At 73.0% G+C, this 16,494-nt stretch carries 14 protein-coding genes and 1 tRNA gene; 12 read left to right on the top strand and 3 right to left on the bottom strand.

Features of this window, described 5'->3' with window-relative positions:
* The first annotated feature begins 2 nt into the window (after positions 1-2).
* The 6 genes from F8O02_RS00930 to F8O02_RS00905 all read left to right on the top strand — a co-directional run bounded on the left by F8O02_RS00930 (position 3) and on the right by F8O02_RS00905 (position 6,674).
* A complete protein-coding gene (locus tag F8O02_RS00930; RefSeq protein ID WP_158035309.1) occupies positions 3-974 on the top strand; it encodes an AAA family ATPase in 972 nt (323 codons plus the stop codon).
* On the top strand, positions 974-2,347 hold the full coding sequence (locus F8O02_RS00925; RefSeq protein ID WP_158035308.1) for a DUF58 domain-containing protein: 1,374 nt from the start codon (positions 974-976) through the stop codon (positions 2,345-2,347). The genes F8O02_RS00930 and F8O02_RS00925 overlap by 1 nt, the downstream gene beginning before the upstream one ends.
* Entirely contained in the window at positions 2,344-4,815 is a 2,472-nt protein-coding gene (locus F8O02_RS00920; protein WP_158035307.1) for a transglutaminase-like domain-containing protein, read from the top strand. The genes F8O02_RS00925 and F8O02_RS00920 overlap by 4 nt, the downstream gene beginning before the upstream one ends.
* Positions 4,812-5,843, top strand: coding sequence for an FHA domain-containing protein (locus F8O02_RS00915; RefSeq protein WP_158035306.1), 1,032 nt, complete (start codon positions 4,812-4,814; stop codon positions 5,841-5,843). Before F8O02_RS00920 ends, F8O02_RS00915 begins: the two co-directional genes overlap by 4 nt.
* Before the next feature lie 106 nt (positions 5,844-5,949).
* Positions 5,950-6,023, top strand: a tRNA-Arg gene (locus F8O02_RS00910).
* A gap of 93 nt (positions 6,024-6,116) precedes the next feature.
* Complete coding sequence (locus F8O02_RS00905) at positions 6,117-6,674, top strand: hypothetical protein (protein WP_158035305.1); 558 nt, start codon at positions 6,117-6,119, stop codon at positions 6,672-6,674.
* A gap of 21 nt (positions 6,675-6,695) precedes the next feature.
* On the opposite strand, the gene F8O02_RS00900 is transcribed toward F8O02_RS00905, so the two are convergent.
* From F8O02_RS00900 to F8O02_RS00890, 3 genes are all read right to left on the bottom strand, one after another.
* On the bottom strand, positions 6,696-9,107 hold the full coding sequence (locus tag F8O02_RS00900; RefSeq protein WP_158035304.1) for an ATP-binding cassette domain-containing protein: 2,412 nt from the start codon (positions 9,105-9,107) through the stop codon (positions 6,696-6,698).
* Positions 9,108-9,201: 94 nt separating this feature from the next.
* Positions 9,202-10,056, bottom strand: a complete 855-nt coding sequence (locus F8O02_RS00895) for a nitroreductase family protein (protein ID WP_158035303.1) — start codon at positions 10,054-10,056, stop codon at positions 9,202-9,204.
* 508 nt (positions 10,057-10,564) lie between these two features.
* The gene (locus F8O02_RS00890) at positions 10,565-11,221 is read right to left on the bottom strand and encodes a winged helix-turn-helix domain-containing protein (RefSeq protein ID WP_158035302.1); all 657 of its coding nucleotides are present in this window, start codon (positions 11,219-11,221) and stop codon (positions 10,565-10,567) included.
* 533 nt (positions 11,222-11,754) lie between these two features.
* On the opposite strand from F8O02_RS00890, the gene tadA reads away from it, so the two are divergent.
* The 6 genes from tadA to F8O02_RS08945 all read left to right on the top strand — a co-directional run bounded on the left by tadA (position 11,755) and on the right by F8O02_RS08945 (position 16,433).
* Positions 11,755-12,222: a tRNA adenosine(34) deaminase TadA gene (gene tadA, locus F8O02_RS00885; RefSeq protein ID WP_158035301.1), complete on the top strand. Its 468-nt coding sequence runs from the start codon at positions 11,755-11,757 to the stop codon at positions 12,220-12,222.
* Positions 12,223-12,454: 232 nt separating this feature from the next.
* A complete protein-coding gene (locus F8O02_RS00880) occupies positions 12,455-13,318 on the top strand; it encodes a universal stress protein (RefSeq protein WP_179416247.1) in 864 nt (287 codons plus the stop codon).
* A 316-nt stretch (positions 13,319-13,634) separates the two neighbouring features.
* Entirely contained in the window at positions 13,635-14,036 is a 402-nt protein-coding gene (trxA, locus tag F8O02_RS00875; protein ID WP_158035299.1) for a thioredoxin, read from the top strand.
* Between the two features lie 62 nt (positions 14,037-14,098).
* Complete coding sequence (locus tag F8O02_RS00870) at positions 14,099-15,808, top strand: FAD-dependent oxidoreductase (protein WP_158035298.1); 1,710 nt, start codon at positions 14,099-14,101, stop codon at positions 15,806-15,808.
* 31 nt (positions 15,809-15,839) lie between these two features.
* Complete coding sequence (locus F8O02_RS00865) at positions 15,840-16,166, top strand: metal-sensitive transcriptional regulator (RefSeq protein ID WP_158035297.1); 327 nt, start codon at positions 15,840-15,842, stop codon at positions 16,164-16,166.
* 90 nt (positions 16,167-16,256) lie between these two features.
* The gene (locus F8O02_RS08945; RefSeq protein WP_179416248.1) at positions 16,257-16,433 is read left to right on the top strand and encodes a hypothetical protein; all 177 of its coding nucleotides are present in this window, start codon (positions 16,257-16,259) and stop codon (positions 16,431-16,433) included.
* Positions 16,434-16,494: the final 61 nt, after the last annotated feature.

The following is a 16,494-nucleotide window of genomic DNA, read 5'->3' as shown; positions in this document are numbered from 1 at the left end:
GCATGAGCAGCAGCATCACCGCCGAGCAGTCGGCGTGGTTCGGCGAGACCTTCGGCCGCCTCGTCAGCAACGTCGAGCAGGCCATCGTGGGCAAGCGGCACGTCATCGAGCTCGCCTTCGCGACCCTGCTCACCCGCGGGCACCTGCTGCTCGAGGACGTGCCCGGCACCGGCAAGACGGCCCTGGCCCGGGCGATCTCGCGCACCGTCCGGGGCACCTCGTCGCGCATCCAGTTCACCCCGGACCTGCTGCCTGGTGACATCACCGGCATCAGCATCTACGACCAGAAGCGCGGGGAGTTCTCCTTCCACGAGGGGCCGGTCTTCGCGAACATCGTGCTCGCCGACGAGATCAACCGCGCCTCGCCGAAGACCCAGTCGGCGCTGCTGGAGGTCATGGAGGAGCAGCAGGTGACCGTCGACGGCGTCACCCATCGCATGCCGAGCCCGTTCATGGTCATCGCCACGCAGAACCCCGTCGAGCAGGCCGGCACCTACCGCCTGCCCGAGGCGCAGCTCGACCGCTTCCTCGTCAAGATGTCGCTCGGCTACCCGGACGCGGCATCGACCCGCCGCATCCTCGAGGGCCAGGCGGTCGGCACCGAGGCGATCGCCGAGCTCATCCTGCCCCAGGCCGTCGGCGAGATGATCGCCCTCGCCCGCCTGGTCACCATCGAGCCGGCCATCGTCGACTACATCACCCGGCTCGTCGAGGCCACCCGCGACGCGGCCCAGACCAGGCTCGGCGCCTCCGTGCGCGGCGCGATCGCGCTCGCGAACATCTCGCGCACCTGGGCGATCGCGCACGGGCGCCCCTATGTCATCCCGGATGATGTGAAGGCCATGGCCGTCCCGGTGCTCGCCCACCGGCTCATCCTCGACCCCGAGGCCGAGTTCGACGGCGTCACCCCGGAGTCCGTGATCGGGCAGATCCTGCTCGACACCGCCCCGCCCACCCAGGGGGCCGTGGCCTGATGCCCGTCGACCCCACCACCCGCACGTCGACGAGCGCGTCGACCGGCACCGCCACGCGCACCGAGACGATCACGAGCTTCACCCACGGCGGCGCTACCCGGCGCGCCGGGGCCCGCCTCGCGATCATCGGCTCGCGCACCTGGCGCAGGCTGCGTCGGCGCGCCCGGCGGATGCGCGGGTGGCTGGGCGAGACGGTCACCCCCGCCGGCTGGATCGCCGTGGCCGCCGCGCTGCTCGGCGTCGTGCTCGGCCTCTCGCTCGCGATCGTCGAGTGGCTCGCCGTCGGCCTCGCCGCGTTCGTGCTGCTGCTGATCGGCGGGCTCTTCCTGCTCGGTGGCAACGCCTACGAAGTGGACCTCGGCGTCCTGGCGGACCATGTGGTCGCCGGTGAGGAGGTCGCCGGGGACATCACGGTGCGCAACGCCTCCCGCCACCCGGTGTTGCCCGGCCGGCTCGAGATCCCGATCGGGGCCGCGGTCGCCGACACCCTGGTGCCCTTGCTCGCCCCGGGGGCCGTGCACCGGGAGCGCCTGCTCATCCCGGCGCAGCGGCGTGGCATCATCGACGTCGGCCCGGTCCGCTCGGTGCGGGAGGACCCCATCGGCCTGCTGCACCGCGACATCATCTGGGCGAAGCGGCACACCCTCTACGTGCACCCGCGCACCGTGGGGCTGCCCACGACGGCCACCGGTCTCACCCGCGATCTCGAGGGCATCCCCTCGAGGGTGCTCGTCGACGACGACATCTCCTTCCACGCGATCCGCGAGTACGTGCCCGGCGATTCGCCGCGCAACATCCACTGGAAGTCGACGGCGAAGACCGGTGCGCTCATGGTGCGCCAGTACGAGGAGACCCGGCGCTCGCGGGTGGGCGTGCTGCTGAGCCTCGCCGCCGAGGAGTACGCGGAGGACGACGAGTTCGAGCTCGCCGTGAGCGCCGCCGCCTCGATCGGCGTGCGGCTCGTGCGCGACCGCCGAGAGCCGCAGGTCGTCGTCAGCGGCGAGGTGCCCGAGGGTGCCCGACGGGTGGTCCGCGCGGTCCGCCGTCTCGCCACGGCGACACCCGTGCTGCTGCTCGACGACTTCAGCGGCGTCGACCGCACCCCGCTGATGATGGGTCTCGCTGAGATCACCGCGCTGACCGCGCGCCAGCTGCCCGACCTATCGCTCGTGTTCGTCGTCTGCGGATCGGTGCCGACCCTGCGCGATCTGCGCGAGGCCACCCGGCGGCTCGACCCCGGCACGACGGTCGTCGTGGTGTGCGCCGATCCGACCGCCCGCCCCGGCGTGCGGCGCGTCGACGACGTGCTCGTGCTCACCCTCGGCGCGATCGACGACCTGCGCCATCTGATGTCTCGGGTGGTGCAGGCATGACCCGCGGCGCTGAACCCCTCGCCGGCCTCCGGCGCACCGTGACGACGATCGTCGTGGTCGCGCTGGTCGGGGCCGTGACCGTCCTTGGCGCCTGGCCCGTCCACGCCCGCCCCGGCGTCCTGCTCGCCGGCGGCGCCGCGCTGGTGACCGGGCTGCTCGCTGGGATGACGATCGTGCGCGCCCGCCTGCGTGCCCTGCCCGCCGTGGGGCTCGCCCTCGCCGGTTACCTGGTCGTCGGCCTGCTCGCCGCTGTGCCCGACGCGTGGACGGCGCTGCCCGGCTCCCTGCTCGGCGGCATGCTGGACGTCGTGGTCGCGCCTGTCACCGGGTGGAAGGACCTGCTCACCCTCACCCTGCCCGCCGGCGACGGGCAGGGCGTGCAGCTGCCGGTGTTCATCGTCGTGTACACGAGCACCCTGCTCGCGCTTGTGTTCGCGCTGCGGACGCCCCGCCTGTGGGGCCTGGCGCCCGCCGTGCTCGCGCTCGCGGCGCTGTTCCCCACCGTGTTCGGCCCCCGCACGGTCTCCGACGGCCCACGGGTGCTGGGGATGACGCTGCCGGCGCCGCTGCCGGTGGTCGCGGGGCTCGTGCAGCTGGCCCTGCTGATCGGCTGGACCGTCTCCCGGTCCCGGTCCCGCCGCGTCGCCGCGCGCATCACGGCGACCGAGACGGCCGTGCCCACCGACCGCGGTCGCGCCCTGGCCACGCGCACCCGCCGGCTGGGGCTCGCGGCGGCCATGGTCGTCCTCGCGGTCGTCGTCGCGGGGCTCGCCACGGCCCCGCTCGTCGGCGACCGGCAGCGCGTCGTCGGGCGCACCGTCGTGCAGCCGGAGACGCGCACGCCGCCGCTGACCAGCCCGCTGTCCTCGTTCCGACGGAACTTCACCGCGGACGAGCTGCACCGCACACTGCTCACGGTCAGCGGCGACGCCCCGCAGCGGCTGCGCCTCGCGGCGCTGGGCCAGTATGACGGCGAGGCTTTCCGCACCGCCGACCCGGAGCGCCCCGATGACACCTCGACCGCGTTCGCCCGGGTGCCCTATCGGGCGCCGACCGCGGGCGGCACGACGCACACGATGACCGTCACCGTCGACGGGTACAGCGGTGCCTGGCTGCCGCTGGCCGAGCAGGTCAGCGAGGTCGACTTCCAGGGCGGCGACCGTCGTGCGCTCGCCCAGGGGCTCTATCTGAACACGGATCTGCAGGCGGGGGTGGAGCTCGCCGCCCGCGGCGACGCGCAGGGACTCGCCGCAGGCGACGCGTACACGGTCACCTGGGTCGATGCCGAGGCGGAGGTCTCCGACGACGCAGGGCCGGGCACCGGCTCGCTCGACGGCGTGGACGCGGAGAGCATGCCCGAGCTCAATCAGTGGGTCACCCAGCAGCGGCAGGGCGGGGCGACCGTCGGCGAGGTGCGCCGGCTGGCCCGGCTCATCATCCAGCGCAGCTACCTGGGGCACAGCAAGGACGACCCGGGCACCGGCGATGACTCGTGGCTGCCGAAGGGCTACCAGTTCCGCGCCAGCGACGCCGGCCACGGCCGCGGCCGCATCGACGGACTGTTCGGCAGCATGCTCGATAACCGCTACCTCGACTGCTCCGACACGGTGACACAGTGCGCGGCGACGGTCGGCGACCAGGAGCAGTATGCGACCGCGACGGCGCTGATGGCGCGCGTCGTCGGCTTCCCCTCCCGAGCCGTCTACGGTGCCCGGGTGGGCGACGACGGCACGGTCACCGGCGGGGACATGACGGCCTGGGCCGAGATCCTCACGTCGGACGGCACCTGGGTGGCCATCGACACGGAGCCGCGCACCGACAACCGCTTCGTCGAGAACCCGGATCAGAACGCCTACAAGCGCTACAGTCCGACGACGGCGCAGCAGAACGCGCAGCAGGTGCCGCCGCCGGACAAGGACCCCTCCGGAGGGGTCGGCGGCGGTGAGACGGACGACGCGAACCGGGTCTGGGCGACCGTGCTGCACGTCGCCGGCGTGGTCGGTCGCACGGTCTTCTGGATCGCGCTGGTCACCCTGCCGGTTTGGGGCGTGCTGCTGTACAAGGCCCTGCGCTGGCGTCGGCGGTGTCGTCACGGCACGCCGGACGAGCGACTGCTCGCCGGCTGGATGGAGTACGTCGACCGGGTCGTCGACGCCGGCGGCGACGTCGGGCGGACACGGACGCGGCTGGAGGTCGCCGCGCCGCTCGGTGCCGGGGCCACCCGTCTCGCGCAGCTCGCCGACTGGGCCGCGTTCGCCGGGGTGGAGATCGGCGAGGCCCAGACCAGGGAGTACTGGGGGCTCGTGGACGCCGAGCGGCGGCGGCTGTTCGAGGGGCGCACCCGGGCACAGCGCTGGCGGGCGCGGCTGTCGCTGCGATCTGCAACAGGTTATGTTAGACGCATGCGCGAGCGTGCGCAGATTCCCCGGCGGTTCCGCCTGGGGTCGGGAAGAGGAAGAACACGATGACCTATTCACCCCAGGGCGGCTGGTCCGCCGGCGGCCAGGGACGCACGCCCGCCGAGGAGGCGGCGGATCCGAGCACCACGCCGGAGCGGATGCGTGAGCTCGTCCAGATCGACCCTCTGGTCACCTCGACCCTGCTGGCCAATCCCAGGATCGACGAGCCGCTGCGCGAGTGGCTGCTGAGCCCCGGGTTCCAGAGCGCGCTGCAGCAGTACGCGCAGACGTCTCAGGGGCAGGGCGCCTCAGCGCAGGCGGCGCAGGATCCGTATGCTGCTCAGCCGGGGTATGGCCAGCAGGCGGGGTATGGCCAGCAGGGCTGGGGGCAGTCGGTGCAGGATCCGTACGCGCAGCAGGGCTACCCGCAGGCGGGGTATGGCCAGCAGGGCTGGGGGCAGTCGGTGCAGGATCCGTACGCGCAGCAGGGCTACCCGCAGGCGGGGTATGGCCAGCAGGGCAGGGGACAGTCGGTGCAGGATCCGTACGCGCAGCAGGGGTATGCCCAGCCCGCACCTGCGGAGCAGGCGTCGCAGCTGATCTCGTCGGTCCCGGGGTTCAGTGATCCGACCCCCGGACCCGCGCCCGCGGAGGTCGTGCCGGCACCCGCTCCCGCCGACGCTGATGACGACCGGACGGTGCTCAACGTGCCGGTGGAGAACGAGGACGACGCCGAGAAGACCGTGCTCGTGCGCTGGGGGCACCGGCCGGTCACCCGGCTGCGTCTCGAGTCCGGTGACAGCGTCGAGCTGACCGAGGATGCCGCCGTGCTCGGCCGCAACCCCCGGGGGGTGCAGGCGCGCGGCACCCAGGTAGTGCGCATCCCCGATGCGCAGAAGACGATCTCGAAGACGCACGCGCGGCTGGAATGGGACGCCGAGGCGAGCACCTGGATGATCACCGATCTGGAGTCGACGAACGGCGTCACCCTCGGCGAGGCGAGCTCCGAGGCAGAGATCTCACCCAACGTGGCCACGCCGATCGATGGGCCGTTCGCGCTCGGGCTGTACCGGCTGACCCTGGAGGTCGACCGCTGATACGGGGCCGCCGGCTCTCCATGACCCGGTGGCTCCGTGCGGTTCGGCGGCGTGATTTGCGCGGAATGCGGATGCGGCGTATAGTCATCTTCTGTCTTTGAGACATGCGCCCGTAGCTCAGCTGGATAGAGCGTCTGACTACGGATCAGAAGGCCGGGGGTTCGAATCCCTTCGGGCGCACGATAGAGCGAGAGGCCCCGGCTGCTGCAGCCGGGGCCTCTCGCGTCTGCAGGGGGCTGCGAGGCAGGGCGTCGGCGTGAGGAGCGTGCGGGCATGACCGGGACGACGGACGACGCGGCGCATCCCGCCTGCCCGCTCACCCCGGATGACATCGCCCGCATCGTCACGCTGCTGCAGGCCGCCGTCCGCCGGCTGCGCGAGGCCGGCGTGCCGGACGAAGCCCTGGCCCGGTACGAGCCGGAGCGCCGCCGTTGGATGCTCCGCCGAGGCCCGCGCCTCGTCCCGGTGACCCGGGTCTGGCGCGTCGGGGCCCTGCTGGCCGACGCCGCGGGGAACGCCTGGCTCGTCGGCGACGCCGTGCGCGTCGTGGAACCGCCTCGACCCCGCAACACCGCGGTGGCCATCGAGCGGCGGCGGCGGATGCAGGAGCTCGCCTGGCAGGGCCCCTTCCCGCGCGGTGACGTCGTCGACTTCGACGCGGTGCCCGTCCCGCTGCGCCCCGGGCACGGGGAGACCGAGGCGAACCCCTTCTGCGTCGTCGACGGGGAGCTCATGATCCGCTGGGACCCCCGAGACGCGGGCACCGCCCTGCGGCCGCTCGAGGGCTATCTCGTCGAGCAGACGGCCCTGCGCATCGACCCCTTCGCCTGACGTCGCGGCCACCGCTCCCGCTCAGACGTGCTGGCGACGCAGACGCGCCCACGCCCACACCAGCGAGGCCACGCCCATCCCCGTCGCGATGCCGAGGCTCTGCCACCACCGCTGCAGGTCCTGCTCCCACAGCGGATCCGTCTCCGGCAGGCTCGCCGCGACCGCGGCCCGCTCCTGCTCGTCGGCGATGGTGAGCAGCTGGGGCAGATCGATGCTGATCGCGCCCATGGCCATCGTCCACCGGGTCGGCACCGCACGGGAGACCGCGTCGAGCGCGGCGCTGTCGGCGAGCGGGACGAGCCCGCCGTTCATCACCAGCTGGACGAGGAAGACCACGATGATCACGGGCATCACCTGGCTCTGCGAGCCCACCAGCGCGGAGAGCAGCAGCCCGAGCATGAGGCTCACCGTGATCGTGACGCCCAGGGCGATGACGAGCTCGACGCGCTCGCCGAGCCCGAGGACGCCCGGGCCGGTCGGCGGCGGCTTCACCACGCCCGCCATGAGCACGATGACGATCGCGCCCAGCCAGCCGAGCACCCCGTAGACGACGACCTTCGAGGCCAGGTACGCCGTGGTGGAGAGGCTCACGGCGCGCTCGCGCAGGAAGATCGTGCGCTCGCTGACCAGATCGCGGATCGTCATGGCGATGCCGAGGAACGACGCGCCGATGACGAGCAGGGTGAGCACGAGCTGGGGCTCGGTCGCGTTCTTCGCACCCTGCACCTGGGTGAGCCCGACGTCCCCGGGCACCACGATCGGCAGCAGCCCCACGAGGAACGGCACGGCGAGCAGGAACAGGCTGTACCCGCGGTCGGCGCGCAGCAGGGCGACCTGCCGGCGGATCAGCGTGAGCGTCTGCCGCAGCCCGCGCCCGTGGGCGCGCGGCTCGCGGGTCTCCGTCGCGGGCGGGCTGCCGTGCCGCAGCGCGGGCGCGTGCCGCCGCCAGCGCTCGCGGCACTCCTCCGGATGGTCCTTGAGCCGGTCGAAGATCCGGGACCAGTCGGCGGTGTCGAAGAAGCGCGCCGCCTGCGCCGGTGAGCCGATGAACGCGGGCGCTCCGCCCGGCACCAGCACGACGATCTGGTCGCACATGTCCAGACAGGCCACGGAGTGGGTGATCACGAGCACCGTGCGGCCGCCGTCGGCCAGCTCGCGGAACTCCTGCATCAGCTGCCGGTCGAGCGCCGGGTCGAGCCCCGAGGTGGGCTCGTCGAGGATCAGCAGCGAGGGCTCGGTGAGCAGCTCCATGGCCACGGACGCCCGCTTGCGCTGTCCGCCGGAGAGCCGGTCGATGCGGGTGTCCAGATGCGCGCGGAGGTCCAGCTGGTCGACGGCGCGGTCGATCTGCCGCTGGCGCTCCTCGGCGGTGACGTCGCCGTCCAGTCGCAGCCGGGCCGCATAGGCGAGCGCCTGGCGCAGGCGGAGCCGACGGTGGATCACGTCGTCCTGCGGGACGAGCCCGATGCGTCGCTTGGCGATCGCGTACTGGCGGTGGACGTCGAAGCCGTCGAAGGAGACGCGCCCCGCAGAAACCCGGGTCAGCCCGGACAGGGCGCGGGCCAGCGTGGACTTGCCCGCGCCGGAGGGGCCGATCACGGCGGTGAGGGAGCCGCGGGGCGCGGAGAAGTCCACGTCATCGAGCAGCCGGCGGCCGCCGCGGATGGTGAAGCCGATGTGCTCGACCTCGAGTCCGGGGCGGCCCGGGTACATCTCGCTCGCCGGGATCATCCGCTCGCTGCTGACCGTGAAGTCGCTCGTGCCGACGGTCAGCAGATCCCCCTGATGCAGGGGCGCGCGGTCGACCGGGATGCCGTTGAGGTACACCGGGTCGCCGCCGAGGCGCTGTACCTCCGGTGCGGTGCCGGCGCCGACGTGGACGCGTGCGTGGGTCAGCGAGGTGAACAGGTCGGGCACCTGCACCTGGCAGGCCGGGCTGCGCCCGATGAGCAGATCCGCGCACGTCGCGGCGGGCGCGGCCGGGCGTGGCGGCGGCCCGGGACGGCGTTGCTGGGCCGCCGGTCGGGGTGGGCGCGCCATGGCCGCCGGCGCCGGCATCCGCGGGGCGCCGGCGGGGGCGGACGTGCCGTGCGCCGCTGCCGGCACGGGTGGCAGCCCGCCGGGCGTGGCCGCCGAGCGCGTCACGCGCAGCTCGACGGGCACGCCTTGGTCGGGGTCGCCCAGCCGGATCACGGTGTCATGGGTGACGGGCAGGTGGGAGATGCGCCGGCCGTCGACGAAGGAGCCGTTGCTCGAGGCGAGATCCTCGACGTACCAGCCGTCGCGGTGCGAGACGAGCAGGTGGCGGCGTGAGACGAGCGGCCCGCGGACGACGAGCCCGGCCTCGCCGCCCCGCCCGAGGACGAGCCAGGCGCCGGGGGAGAGCCGCACCGTGCGCCCCGCGCAGGTCACCGTGATGACGTCCGGATCCATGCTCCCCCTCGTTCCGCCCCGGCATGATTCCTCGATCCTAGTCGAGTCGCGCGGGCCGTCCCGGCAGATCGGCGCGAGGGCGGGCCCGGCGTCGTCAGCGGGAGGGCAGGCCCAGCGCCGTCAGCGCCTCGCGCAGCCGCTCGCGGCCGTGCAGGTCGTGGTAGTCGCGGAAGTGGTCGGTGATGTAGGCCACCCAGTCGAAGTCGCGGCCGTAGGCGGCGAAGAAGGCGTTCGTCCGTGTGGCGAACGCGTCGAGCTCGGGCAGCATCCGCGCATCGTCGTACCGCTCGTGATGCACGACCATCGCCGGGGCGGGCCGCGGGCGGATCCTCGCCCGGTCCGTGGGGCTCGGCCAGCCGAGGGTCATCCCGAACGCGACGGCCGCGTTCGGCGGCAGGCCGAGCGAGGCGGCGGTCTCCTCGGGGTGGTTGCGGGCACCGCCGATGTAGGTGATGCCGAGGCCCAGCGACTCGGCGGCCACGGCGGCGTTCTGCGCGGCGAGCGCGGCGTCGACGAAGCCGACGAGCGTGGCCTCCAGCAGCTCCGTGGCCGCGGCGGGCACGCCGGCGCGATCGGCGAGCAGGTGGAAGCGGTGCAGGTCGACGACCCAGAACAGCAGGACGGGGGCCTTGTCGATGAAGGTCTGGTCGCCGATGAGCGGCTTGAGCTCCTCCTTGTGGGCCTGGTCGCGCACCACGATGACGCTCCACGACGTCTGGTTCGAGCTCGTGGACGCCGCCTGCGCGGCGGTGAGGATCGCGCGCAGCTCGTCTTCGGTCACGGGGCGGTCGCTGAAGCGACGCACCGAGCGGTGGCGCAGCTGATGCAGGATGGTCGGGGTCACGGCGTCGAACGGGGTGACGTCGTCTGTGCCGTAGCGGGTGCGCAGCGCGGCGACGAGCTCGTCGCGGGTCGGCTGGGGTGGTGCGGGAGGGATCGCGTCGGTCATGCGGCCATGCTAGCGGAGGCCGTGCACGTGGCGGCCGGGCGGGCGACCCGCCCGTGCTCGCGGACGGCCCGGGCGATGCGGCGTGCGGCCTCGACGAGGATCGGCCGGGGCGGTGCCGAGGCCGGACTCGGCGATGAACAGCCCCGGGGCGTCGGGATGCTGGCCCCAGCATCGGCCTCCTGCGGCGCGGAGGCGGCCGACGGTGATCGCGTCCCAGCGGGCGACCTGCCGGGGGAGATGGTGTGCGTGGGTGCGGGAGACATGCGGATGGTTCCTCGAGGAGTGATGCAGGGGAAGAGGGGCGCATCGTCGGGTCTCAGGAGGAGTGGTCGCCGGCCGTGGCCTGAGCCAGCCGCCCCAGGGGAAGAGGGCGGCCGGCCCGCACTCCGAGGAGTGCTGCGCCACAGCAGGCGACGTGCGTCTCCGCACGTCCCGGTGCCGCAGAGGCACCGGGCGACCACAACGATACGCGTCGGCGTCGCGGGCCGGCAAGGCGCCGGCCCGCGGGTCAGGCCGTGCGGACGATGACGTCGGTGCGGCGGTCGAACCGGTAGCCGATGCCGCGGACGGTGCGGATGATGTCCTGGAAGTCGCCGAGCTTCGCGCGCAGGCGGCGCACGTGCACGTCGATGGTGCGCTCGCCGGGGGTGCCCTCCTGGTCTGGGTCCCACAGCTCGGCGAGCAGGTCGTGCCGGTGCACGGTCTCGCCCGCGTGCTCGACGAGGTGGCCGAGCAGGCGGAACTCCTTGTAGGTGAGCGAAACCTCCTCGCCGTCGACGAGCACGTGCTGGCGGCCGAAATCGATCACCACGCCGTGGCGGGCCTGTCGGGGGGAGGCGATGCGCTGCACGGCGGGGTCGTGCAGCGCCACGCGGGTCACGTCGAGGTCGCGGCCGCCGGCGCCGCGCGGGGCGATGGCGAGCGTGGCGTGGGTGCGGATGCCGGGGACGAGCTCCTCGGCGGTGCGCCTCAGGGCGGCGACGAGCTGCTGCAGGCTGACGCCGGCCTGCGCGGCGCCGACCTCGTCGAGGCCGACGTACAGGGCGAACCCGCGCGCCTCGACACGGTCGTCGTGGGTGGCGACGGACTCAGTATCCACGGGACGGATCCGGCTGTGGGCGGGACGGGCGGTGCGGGCGATGCGAGTGGTGGTGATGGTGGTCATGAGCGTGCTCTCCTAGGACTGTGCTGCTGCGATGGCGCACGAGTCGCTCCGGCATCCGCGTGACGGGCGCAGGGGTGCGCGAGGTCACGGTGACCTGATGGATCTGATGGAAGAGGAGGCCGGGCATTCGTCGTGCGGTGATCCGCCGGGGATCGGGGACGAAGGCGGTCAGCGGCACATTCGGCACGCTCCACCCGCGCAGCACATCATCGAGGCGACCGCCGGGGTCACCTCGAGTGATGTCAGAGCTGCGTGGGTACGAGTGATCATGTGGGAGATTGTGCCCGATCACGCCGCGCGCGTCAAGCACGTCCTCGCGGGCCGCTCGGCATGGCGGCCTCGCGGGGCGCCGGGGCCCTGTCCCGGGGTGATCACGACGGGGGTCGCGGCGGGTCGGCCGCCGCGACCGGGGCGTCGAGGCGGGGCGACCGGACGCCGAGGCGGGCGGGCTCGTGCGGGCCGCGCCCGCGCGTCTCCCTGCGGTACGATGCATGACCGTGGCGCGGTCCGCGCGCCGGGAACGAGAGGGAACCGTGAGCCTGCCAGTGTCTCCCGTCTTCGAGGAGTGGATGCGCGCGGCGATCACCGAGGCCCATCGGGCTGACGCGACCGGCGACGTGCCCGTCGGCGCGCTCGTGCTCGACGCGCTGGGCAACGTCGTCTCGGCCGCGTGCAACGAGCGCGAGGCCCGGCAGGATCCCACGGCGCACGCCGAGCTGCTCGCCATCCGCCGTGCCGCGAGGGCCTGGCACAGCTGGCAGCTGCCGAACACGACGCTCGTGGTCACCCTGGAGCCCTGCGCGATGTGCGCCGGGGCGATCCTCGCCGCGCGCATCCCGCGGGTGATCTTCGGCGCGTGGGACGAGAAGGCCGGCGCGGTCGGGTCGGTGCACGATCTGCTGCGCGACCGCCGGATGAACCACCAGGTCGAGGTGGTCGGCGGCGTGCTCGCCGAGGCGTGCGCCGAGCCGCTGCAGCGCTTCTTCGCCGAGCGGCGCTGACCTGACGGGAGCCCCGTCCATCCAGTTCGTCGCCGGGGGCGGGGACGGCCCGGCCGGTCCCCCGCGGTCGGCCATCGCCGCCCGGTCGCCCGCGATTGCCCTGATGGGCTGCACTCGCCCGTGACGGGAATCGACGCCCGGACGCCCGCCGGATGCGCGGAACGGGTAGCCTGAATGGTGGCGGAGGCATGCCAGGCCCCGCATGACCGTTCGTTCGAGGAGGCAGGCCAGAATGACCAAGAAGATCGTGATCGGTGTCGACGGATCCGAGCCAGCCCGCGCAGCACTGCGCTGGGGTGTGGGCTTCGCCGAGCGGACGAAGTCCGACGTCGAGCTGTTCTACGTGATCGACCTGACGCCGTTCAGCGACACCCCCGTGTTCGAGAGCGAGGCGCTCGCGGAGGGGCAGAAGATGCTCGACCAGGAGCTCGCGTACGCGAAGAGCATCGCCCCGGGCGTCACGTTCACCACCAACCTCGCCCCCGGCACCCCGACCGCCGTGTTCGAGGACGAGTCGAAGGGCGCCGAGCTCGTCGTCGTCGGCACCCACAAGGGCAGCAAGCTGCCGAACGTCATCTTCGGGTCGAAGCCGATCCGCCTTGCCGCATCCGCACACTCCCCGGTGGCCGTCGTGCCGACCTATGATCTCGGCGAGCGGCATGACGTCGTGGTCGCCGTCGACGGCAGCGAGACGGCCAACAAGGCGCTCGACTACGCGGCGCGCGCGGCCGCGCTGCTCGGCGAGAGGCTGCGCATCGTCGCCGCGTGGACGATCCCGGCCCTGCCGGCGACCGACGTCGCCTGGAGCGCCCAGATCATCGAGGAGGTGCGCAACGAGACGCGCGCCGTGTTGCAGGGCGCCAAGGAGCTCGCGGCCAAAACCGAGCCGGGCATCGAGATCGAGACCCAGCTGGTCGAGGCCGAGCCCGTGCGCGGCATCGTCGAGGCGGCGAAGGACGCCGCGCTGCTCGTGGTCGGCAACCGTGGCCGCAAGGGTCTGACCCGGCTGTTCCTCGGCTCGGTCAGCCATGGCGTGCTCAACAACATCCCGGCGCCGGTGATCATCATCCGCGCCGACGAGCAGGCCGGGCTCTGAGCCGGAGCCAGCCCTCTCCTGACGGACGCCGCAACGCGTCCGCCTGACCGCTGTGAGGCCGTCGTGCGATCCCGCCGACGGCCTCGCGGCGTCTCGAGCGCGCTGCCACGGCGCGCAGGGCTCGCTTGGCCGCGTGCTGTCCGCATGTGAGGGATAGGCGGGCTGAACGCGCGCCGCGGTGCGAGCGGAGCGCTCCGCCGGATGCGGGCCGGGCCGTGGTGGCGGGGCGCCGCCGTGATGCTCGCCCCTCCACTGCGAGGGGCGCCGGCGGGCGACGACGCTGGACAGTAAACCCCCGGGGGTATATCATCGGGGCATGAGCACACGACAGATCACCCTGGCGAACCTCGAGGAGGTCGTCACCGGCAACGACATCGTCCTGCTGGATTTCTGGGCCGCCTGGTGCATGCCCTGCCGGATGTTCGGCCCGGTGTTCGAGGCCGCCTCCGAGCAGCACCCGGACATCGTCTTCGGCAAGGTCGACACCGAGACCGAGCAGCAACTCGCGGCGATGTTCCAGGTCTCCTCGATTCCCACGCTGATCGTCTTCCGCGAGGGCATCCCCGTCTTCGGCCAGCCCGGCGCGCTCGTCGGCGAGCAGCTCGAACAGCTGATCACCGCCGTGCAGGCGCTCGACATGGACGAGGTGCGGGCCGACATCGAGCAGCACCGCGCCGAGCAGGCGGCGAAGGCCGAGGGCGCCGAGGCACAGGCCTGATCCCGGCACCGCTGACCGGAACCACGGACACCGAGCACAGACAGAGAGAAGGGGAGACCCACATGAGGATCGTCGTCGTCGGCGGAGTCGCCGGAGGGATGAGCTGCGCGGCTCGCGCCCGTCGCCTGGACGAGCAGGCCGAGATCATCGTCCTCGAGCGGGGCGAGTACGTCTCGTTCGCCAATTGCGGCCTGCCGTATCACGTCGGCGGCGAGGTGCCGCGCTCCGCGTCGCTGCTCGTGCAGACGCCGAAGACGCTGCGCGAGTCGCTCGACCTGGACGTGCGCGTGCGGCATGACGTCATCGGCCTCGACGCCGCGGGGCGGACGGTCACCGTCCGCACCCCCGAGGGCGAGGAGCGCATCGCGTACGACCGGCTCGTGCTCTCGCCCGGGGCGAAGGCGTTCGTGCCGCCCATGCCGGGCATCGACTCGCCCCGCGCGCACACGCTGCGCACGGTGGACGACGCGGTCGCCCTGCGGGCCATGGTCGACCAAGGCGCCCGGCGCGCGGTCGTCCTCGGCGGCGGGTTCATCGGCCTCGAGGCGGCCGAGTCGCTCGCCGTGCGCGGTCTGGAGGTCAGCGTCGTCGAGCTCGCCCCGCACATCCTCTCGCCGCTCGAGCAGGAGAGCGCGGCGATCATCGCCGACGAGCTGCGCCGGGCCGGCGTGCACATCCACGAGGGCGTCGCCGCCGAGCGCGTCGAGCCGGGCGCGGACCACGACGTGGTCGTGCTCGCCGACGGCACGACCATCGACGCCGACCTAATCGTGCTCTCGGTCGGCGTGCGCCCCGACACCGCGGTGTTCGAGGCCGCCGGGGTGACGTGCGAGCGCGGTGCGATCGTCACCGACGAGCACGGGCGCACGAACCTGCCCGACGTGTGGGCGGTCGGTGACGCCGTGCTGTCGACCGACGCGGTCACCGGCGCCCGGCGGCCCGTGGCCCTGGCCGGGCCGGCCAGCCGCGCCGGCCGCGCCGTCGCCGACGACATCCTCGCGCCGGAGCGTGCCCGGCCCATCCCGACCGCCGTCGGCACGGCGATCGTGCGGGTCGGCTCGCAGGCGGCCGGGATGACCGGGGCGAACCGGCGGGCGCTGGACGCCGCTGGCATCGCGTACCACACGATCCACCTGCATCCGTCGTCGCACGTCAGCTGGTTCCCGGGTGCGGAGGAGGTGCACCTCATCGTGCACTTCGCGCAGGACGACGGCCGCATCCTCGGCGCGCAGGCGGTCGGCCGCGACGGCGCCGACAAGCGCGTCGACGTGCTCGCGACCGCGATCCGTGCGGGACTCGGCATCGCCGACCTGATCGATCTCGACCTCGCCTACGCCCCGCCGTTCGGTGCGGCGAAGGATCCGATCACGATGGCCGGCATGATGGGCGAGAACGTGCTCGACGGCACGCTGCGCCTCTGGTACGCGCAGGATCTCGACCGGGTGCTGGCCGAGGCGCTCGTGCTCGACGTGCGCCGCGAGGACGAGTGGGTCACCGGGCACGTGCCCGGTGCGCTGCACATCCCGCACACCGAGCTGCGCGGACGCCTCGACGAGGTGCGCGCCGCGGCGGCGGGGCGTCCGGTTCGCGTGCTGTGCGAGTCAGGGGTGCGCTCGTACATCGCCCATCGCGTGCTCGACCAGGCCGGATTCGACTCGGCGAGCCTGTCGGGTGGGATGATCACTCTGCGGCTCGTGCTCGGCGAGCGCGCCGACGACCTGCTGGTCACCGGCGCGGACGCCGGCGAGCGCGCATCCCAGCCGGTGGCCTGAACCACCCCGTCGATCGAGAGGAGTCAAGGACATGACGAAGAGTCCCCAGAACCCGCAGCGCCACATCCTCAACCGGCTGCGCCGCGCGCGCGGCCAGCTCGACGCGGTGGTCGCCGCCGTGGAGCGGGGCGGGTCGTGCCGTGACGTCGTCACGCAGCTCGCCGCGGTGTCCAGCGCCCTCGATCGCGCCGGCTACGCCATCATCGCTAGCGCGATGAAGGACTGCCTCGTTAGCTCGACCGACCGGGAGGGGTCGGCCGAGGAGGGCGAGGGCGTGCGCTCCTCGAGCGGGCTGCGGCTCGGTGAGGACGAGCTGACCGCCGAGGAGCTGGAGAAGCTGTTCATGATGCTCGCCTGAGCTCATGGATGCGGGGCCGCGGGAGGCACGGCTCCGGTTGGAGGGACGGCCGGTGACCCGGCCGTCGACTGAGGAAATGGGAGAACGACCATGTGCTATGCAGTGACCTGCCCGAAGTGCGGCAAGACGACGTGGGCCGGGTGCGGCCAGCATGTCGACCAGGTGATGCGCAACGTGCCGCCGGCACAGCGCTGCACCTGCGAGGAGAACGCGCCGAAGGGCACCAGTGCCGAGAGCGGCCTCTTCTCGAAGCTCTTCGGGCGCTGACACAGACCACTGGCGCGGCTCCGTGGGGGCGGATCGCACCAGTCTGGGGGAACACGAGGGC

The sequence above is a fragment of the Pseudoclavibacter caeni genome, assembly GCF_008831125.1.
Lineage (GTDB): Bacteria > Actinomycetota > Actinomycetes > Actinomycetales > Microbacteriaceae > Pseudoclavibacter_A > Pseudoclavibacter_A caeni.
This window is presented reverse-complemented; position numbering and strand designations above follow the sequence as displayed.

Coding starts and splice junctions, on each gene's coding strand:
- F8O02_RS00930 (WP_158035309.1), top strand. CDS start 3: ATGAGCAGCAGCATCACCGCCGAGCAGTCGGCGTGGTTCGGCGAGACC.
- F8O02_RS00925 (WP_158035308.1), top strand. CDS start 974: ATGCCCGTCGACCCCACCACCCGCACGTCGACGAGCGCGTCGACCGGC.
- F8O02_RS00920 (WP_158035307.1), top strand. CDS start 2,344: ATGACCCGCGGCGCTGAACCCCTCGCCGGCCTCCGGCGCACCGTGACG.
- F8O02_RS00915 (WP_158035306.1), top strand. CDS start 4,812: ATGACCTATTCACCCCAGGGCGGCTGGTCCGCCGGCGGCCAGGGACGC.
- F8O02_RS00905 (WP_158035305.1), top strand. CDS start 6,117: ATGACCGGGACGACGGACGACGCGGCGCATCCCGCCTGCCCGCTCACC.
- F8O02_RS00900 (WP_158035304.1), bottom strand. CDS start 9,107: ATGGATCCGGACGTCATCACGGTGACCTGCGCGGGGCGCACGGTGCGG.
- F8O02_RS00895 (WP_158035303.1), bottom strand. CDS start 10,056: ATGACCGACGCGATCCCTCCCGCACCACCCCAGCCGACCCGCGACGAG.
- F8O02_RS00890 (WP_158035302.1), bottom strand. CDS start 11,221: ATGACCACCATCACCACCACTCGCATCGCCCGCACCGCCCGTCCCGCC.
- F8O02_RS00880 (WP_179416247.1), top strand. CDS start 12,455: ATGACCAAGAAGATCGTGATCGGTGTCGACGGATCCGAGCCAGCCCGC.
- trxA (WP_158035299.1), top strand. CDS start 13,635: ATGAGCACACGACAGATCACCCTGGCGAACCTCGAGGAGGTCGTCACC.
- F8O02_RS00870 (WP_158035298.1), top strand. CDS start 14,099: ATGAGGATCGTCGTCGTCGGCGGAGTCGCCGGAGGGATGAGCTGCGCG.
- F8O02_RS00865 (WP_158035297.1), top strand. CDS start 15,840: ATGACGAAGAGTCCCCAGAACCCGCAGCGCCACATCCTCAACCGGCTG.
- F8O02_RS08945 (WP_179416248.1), top strand. CDS start 16,257: ATGTGCTATGCAGTGACCTGCCCGAAGTGCGGCAAGACGACGTGGGCC.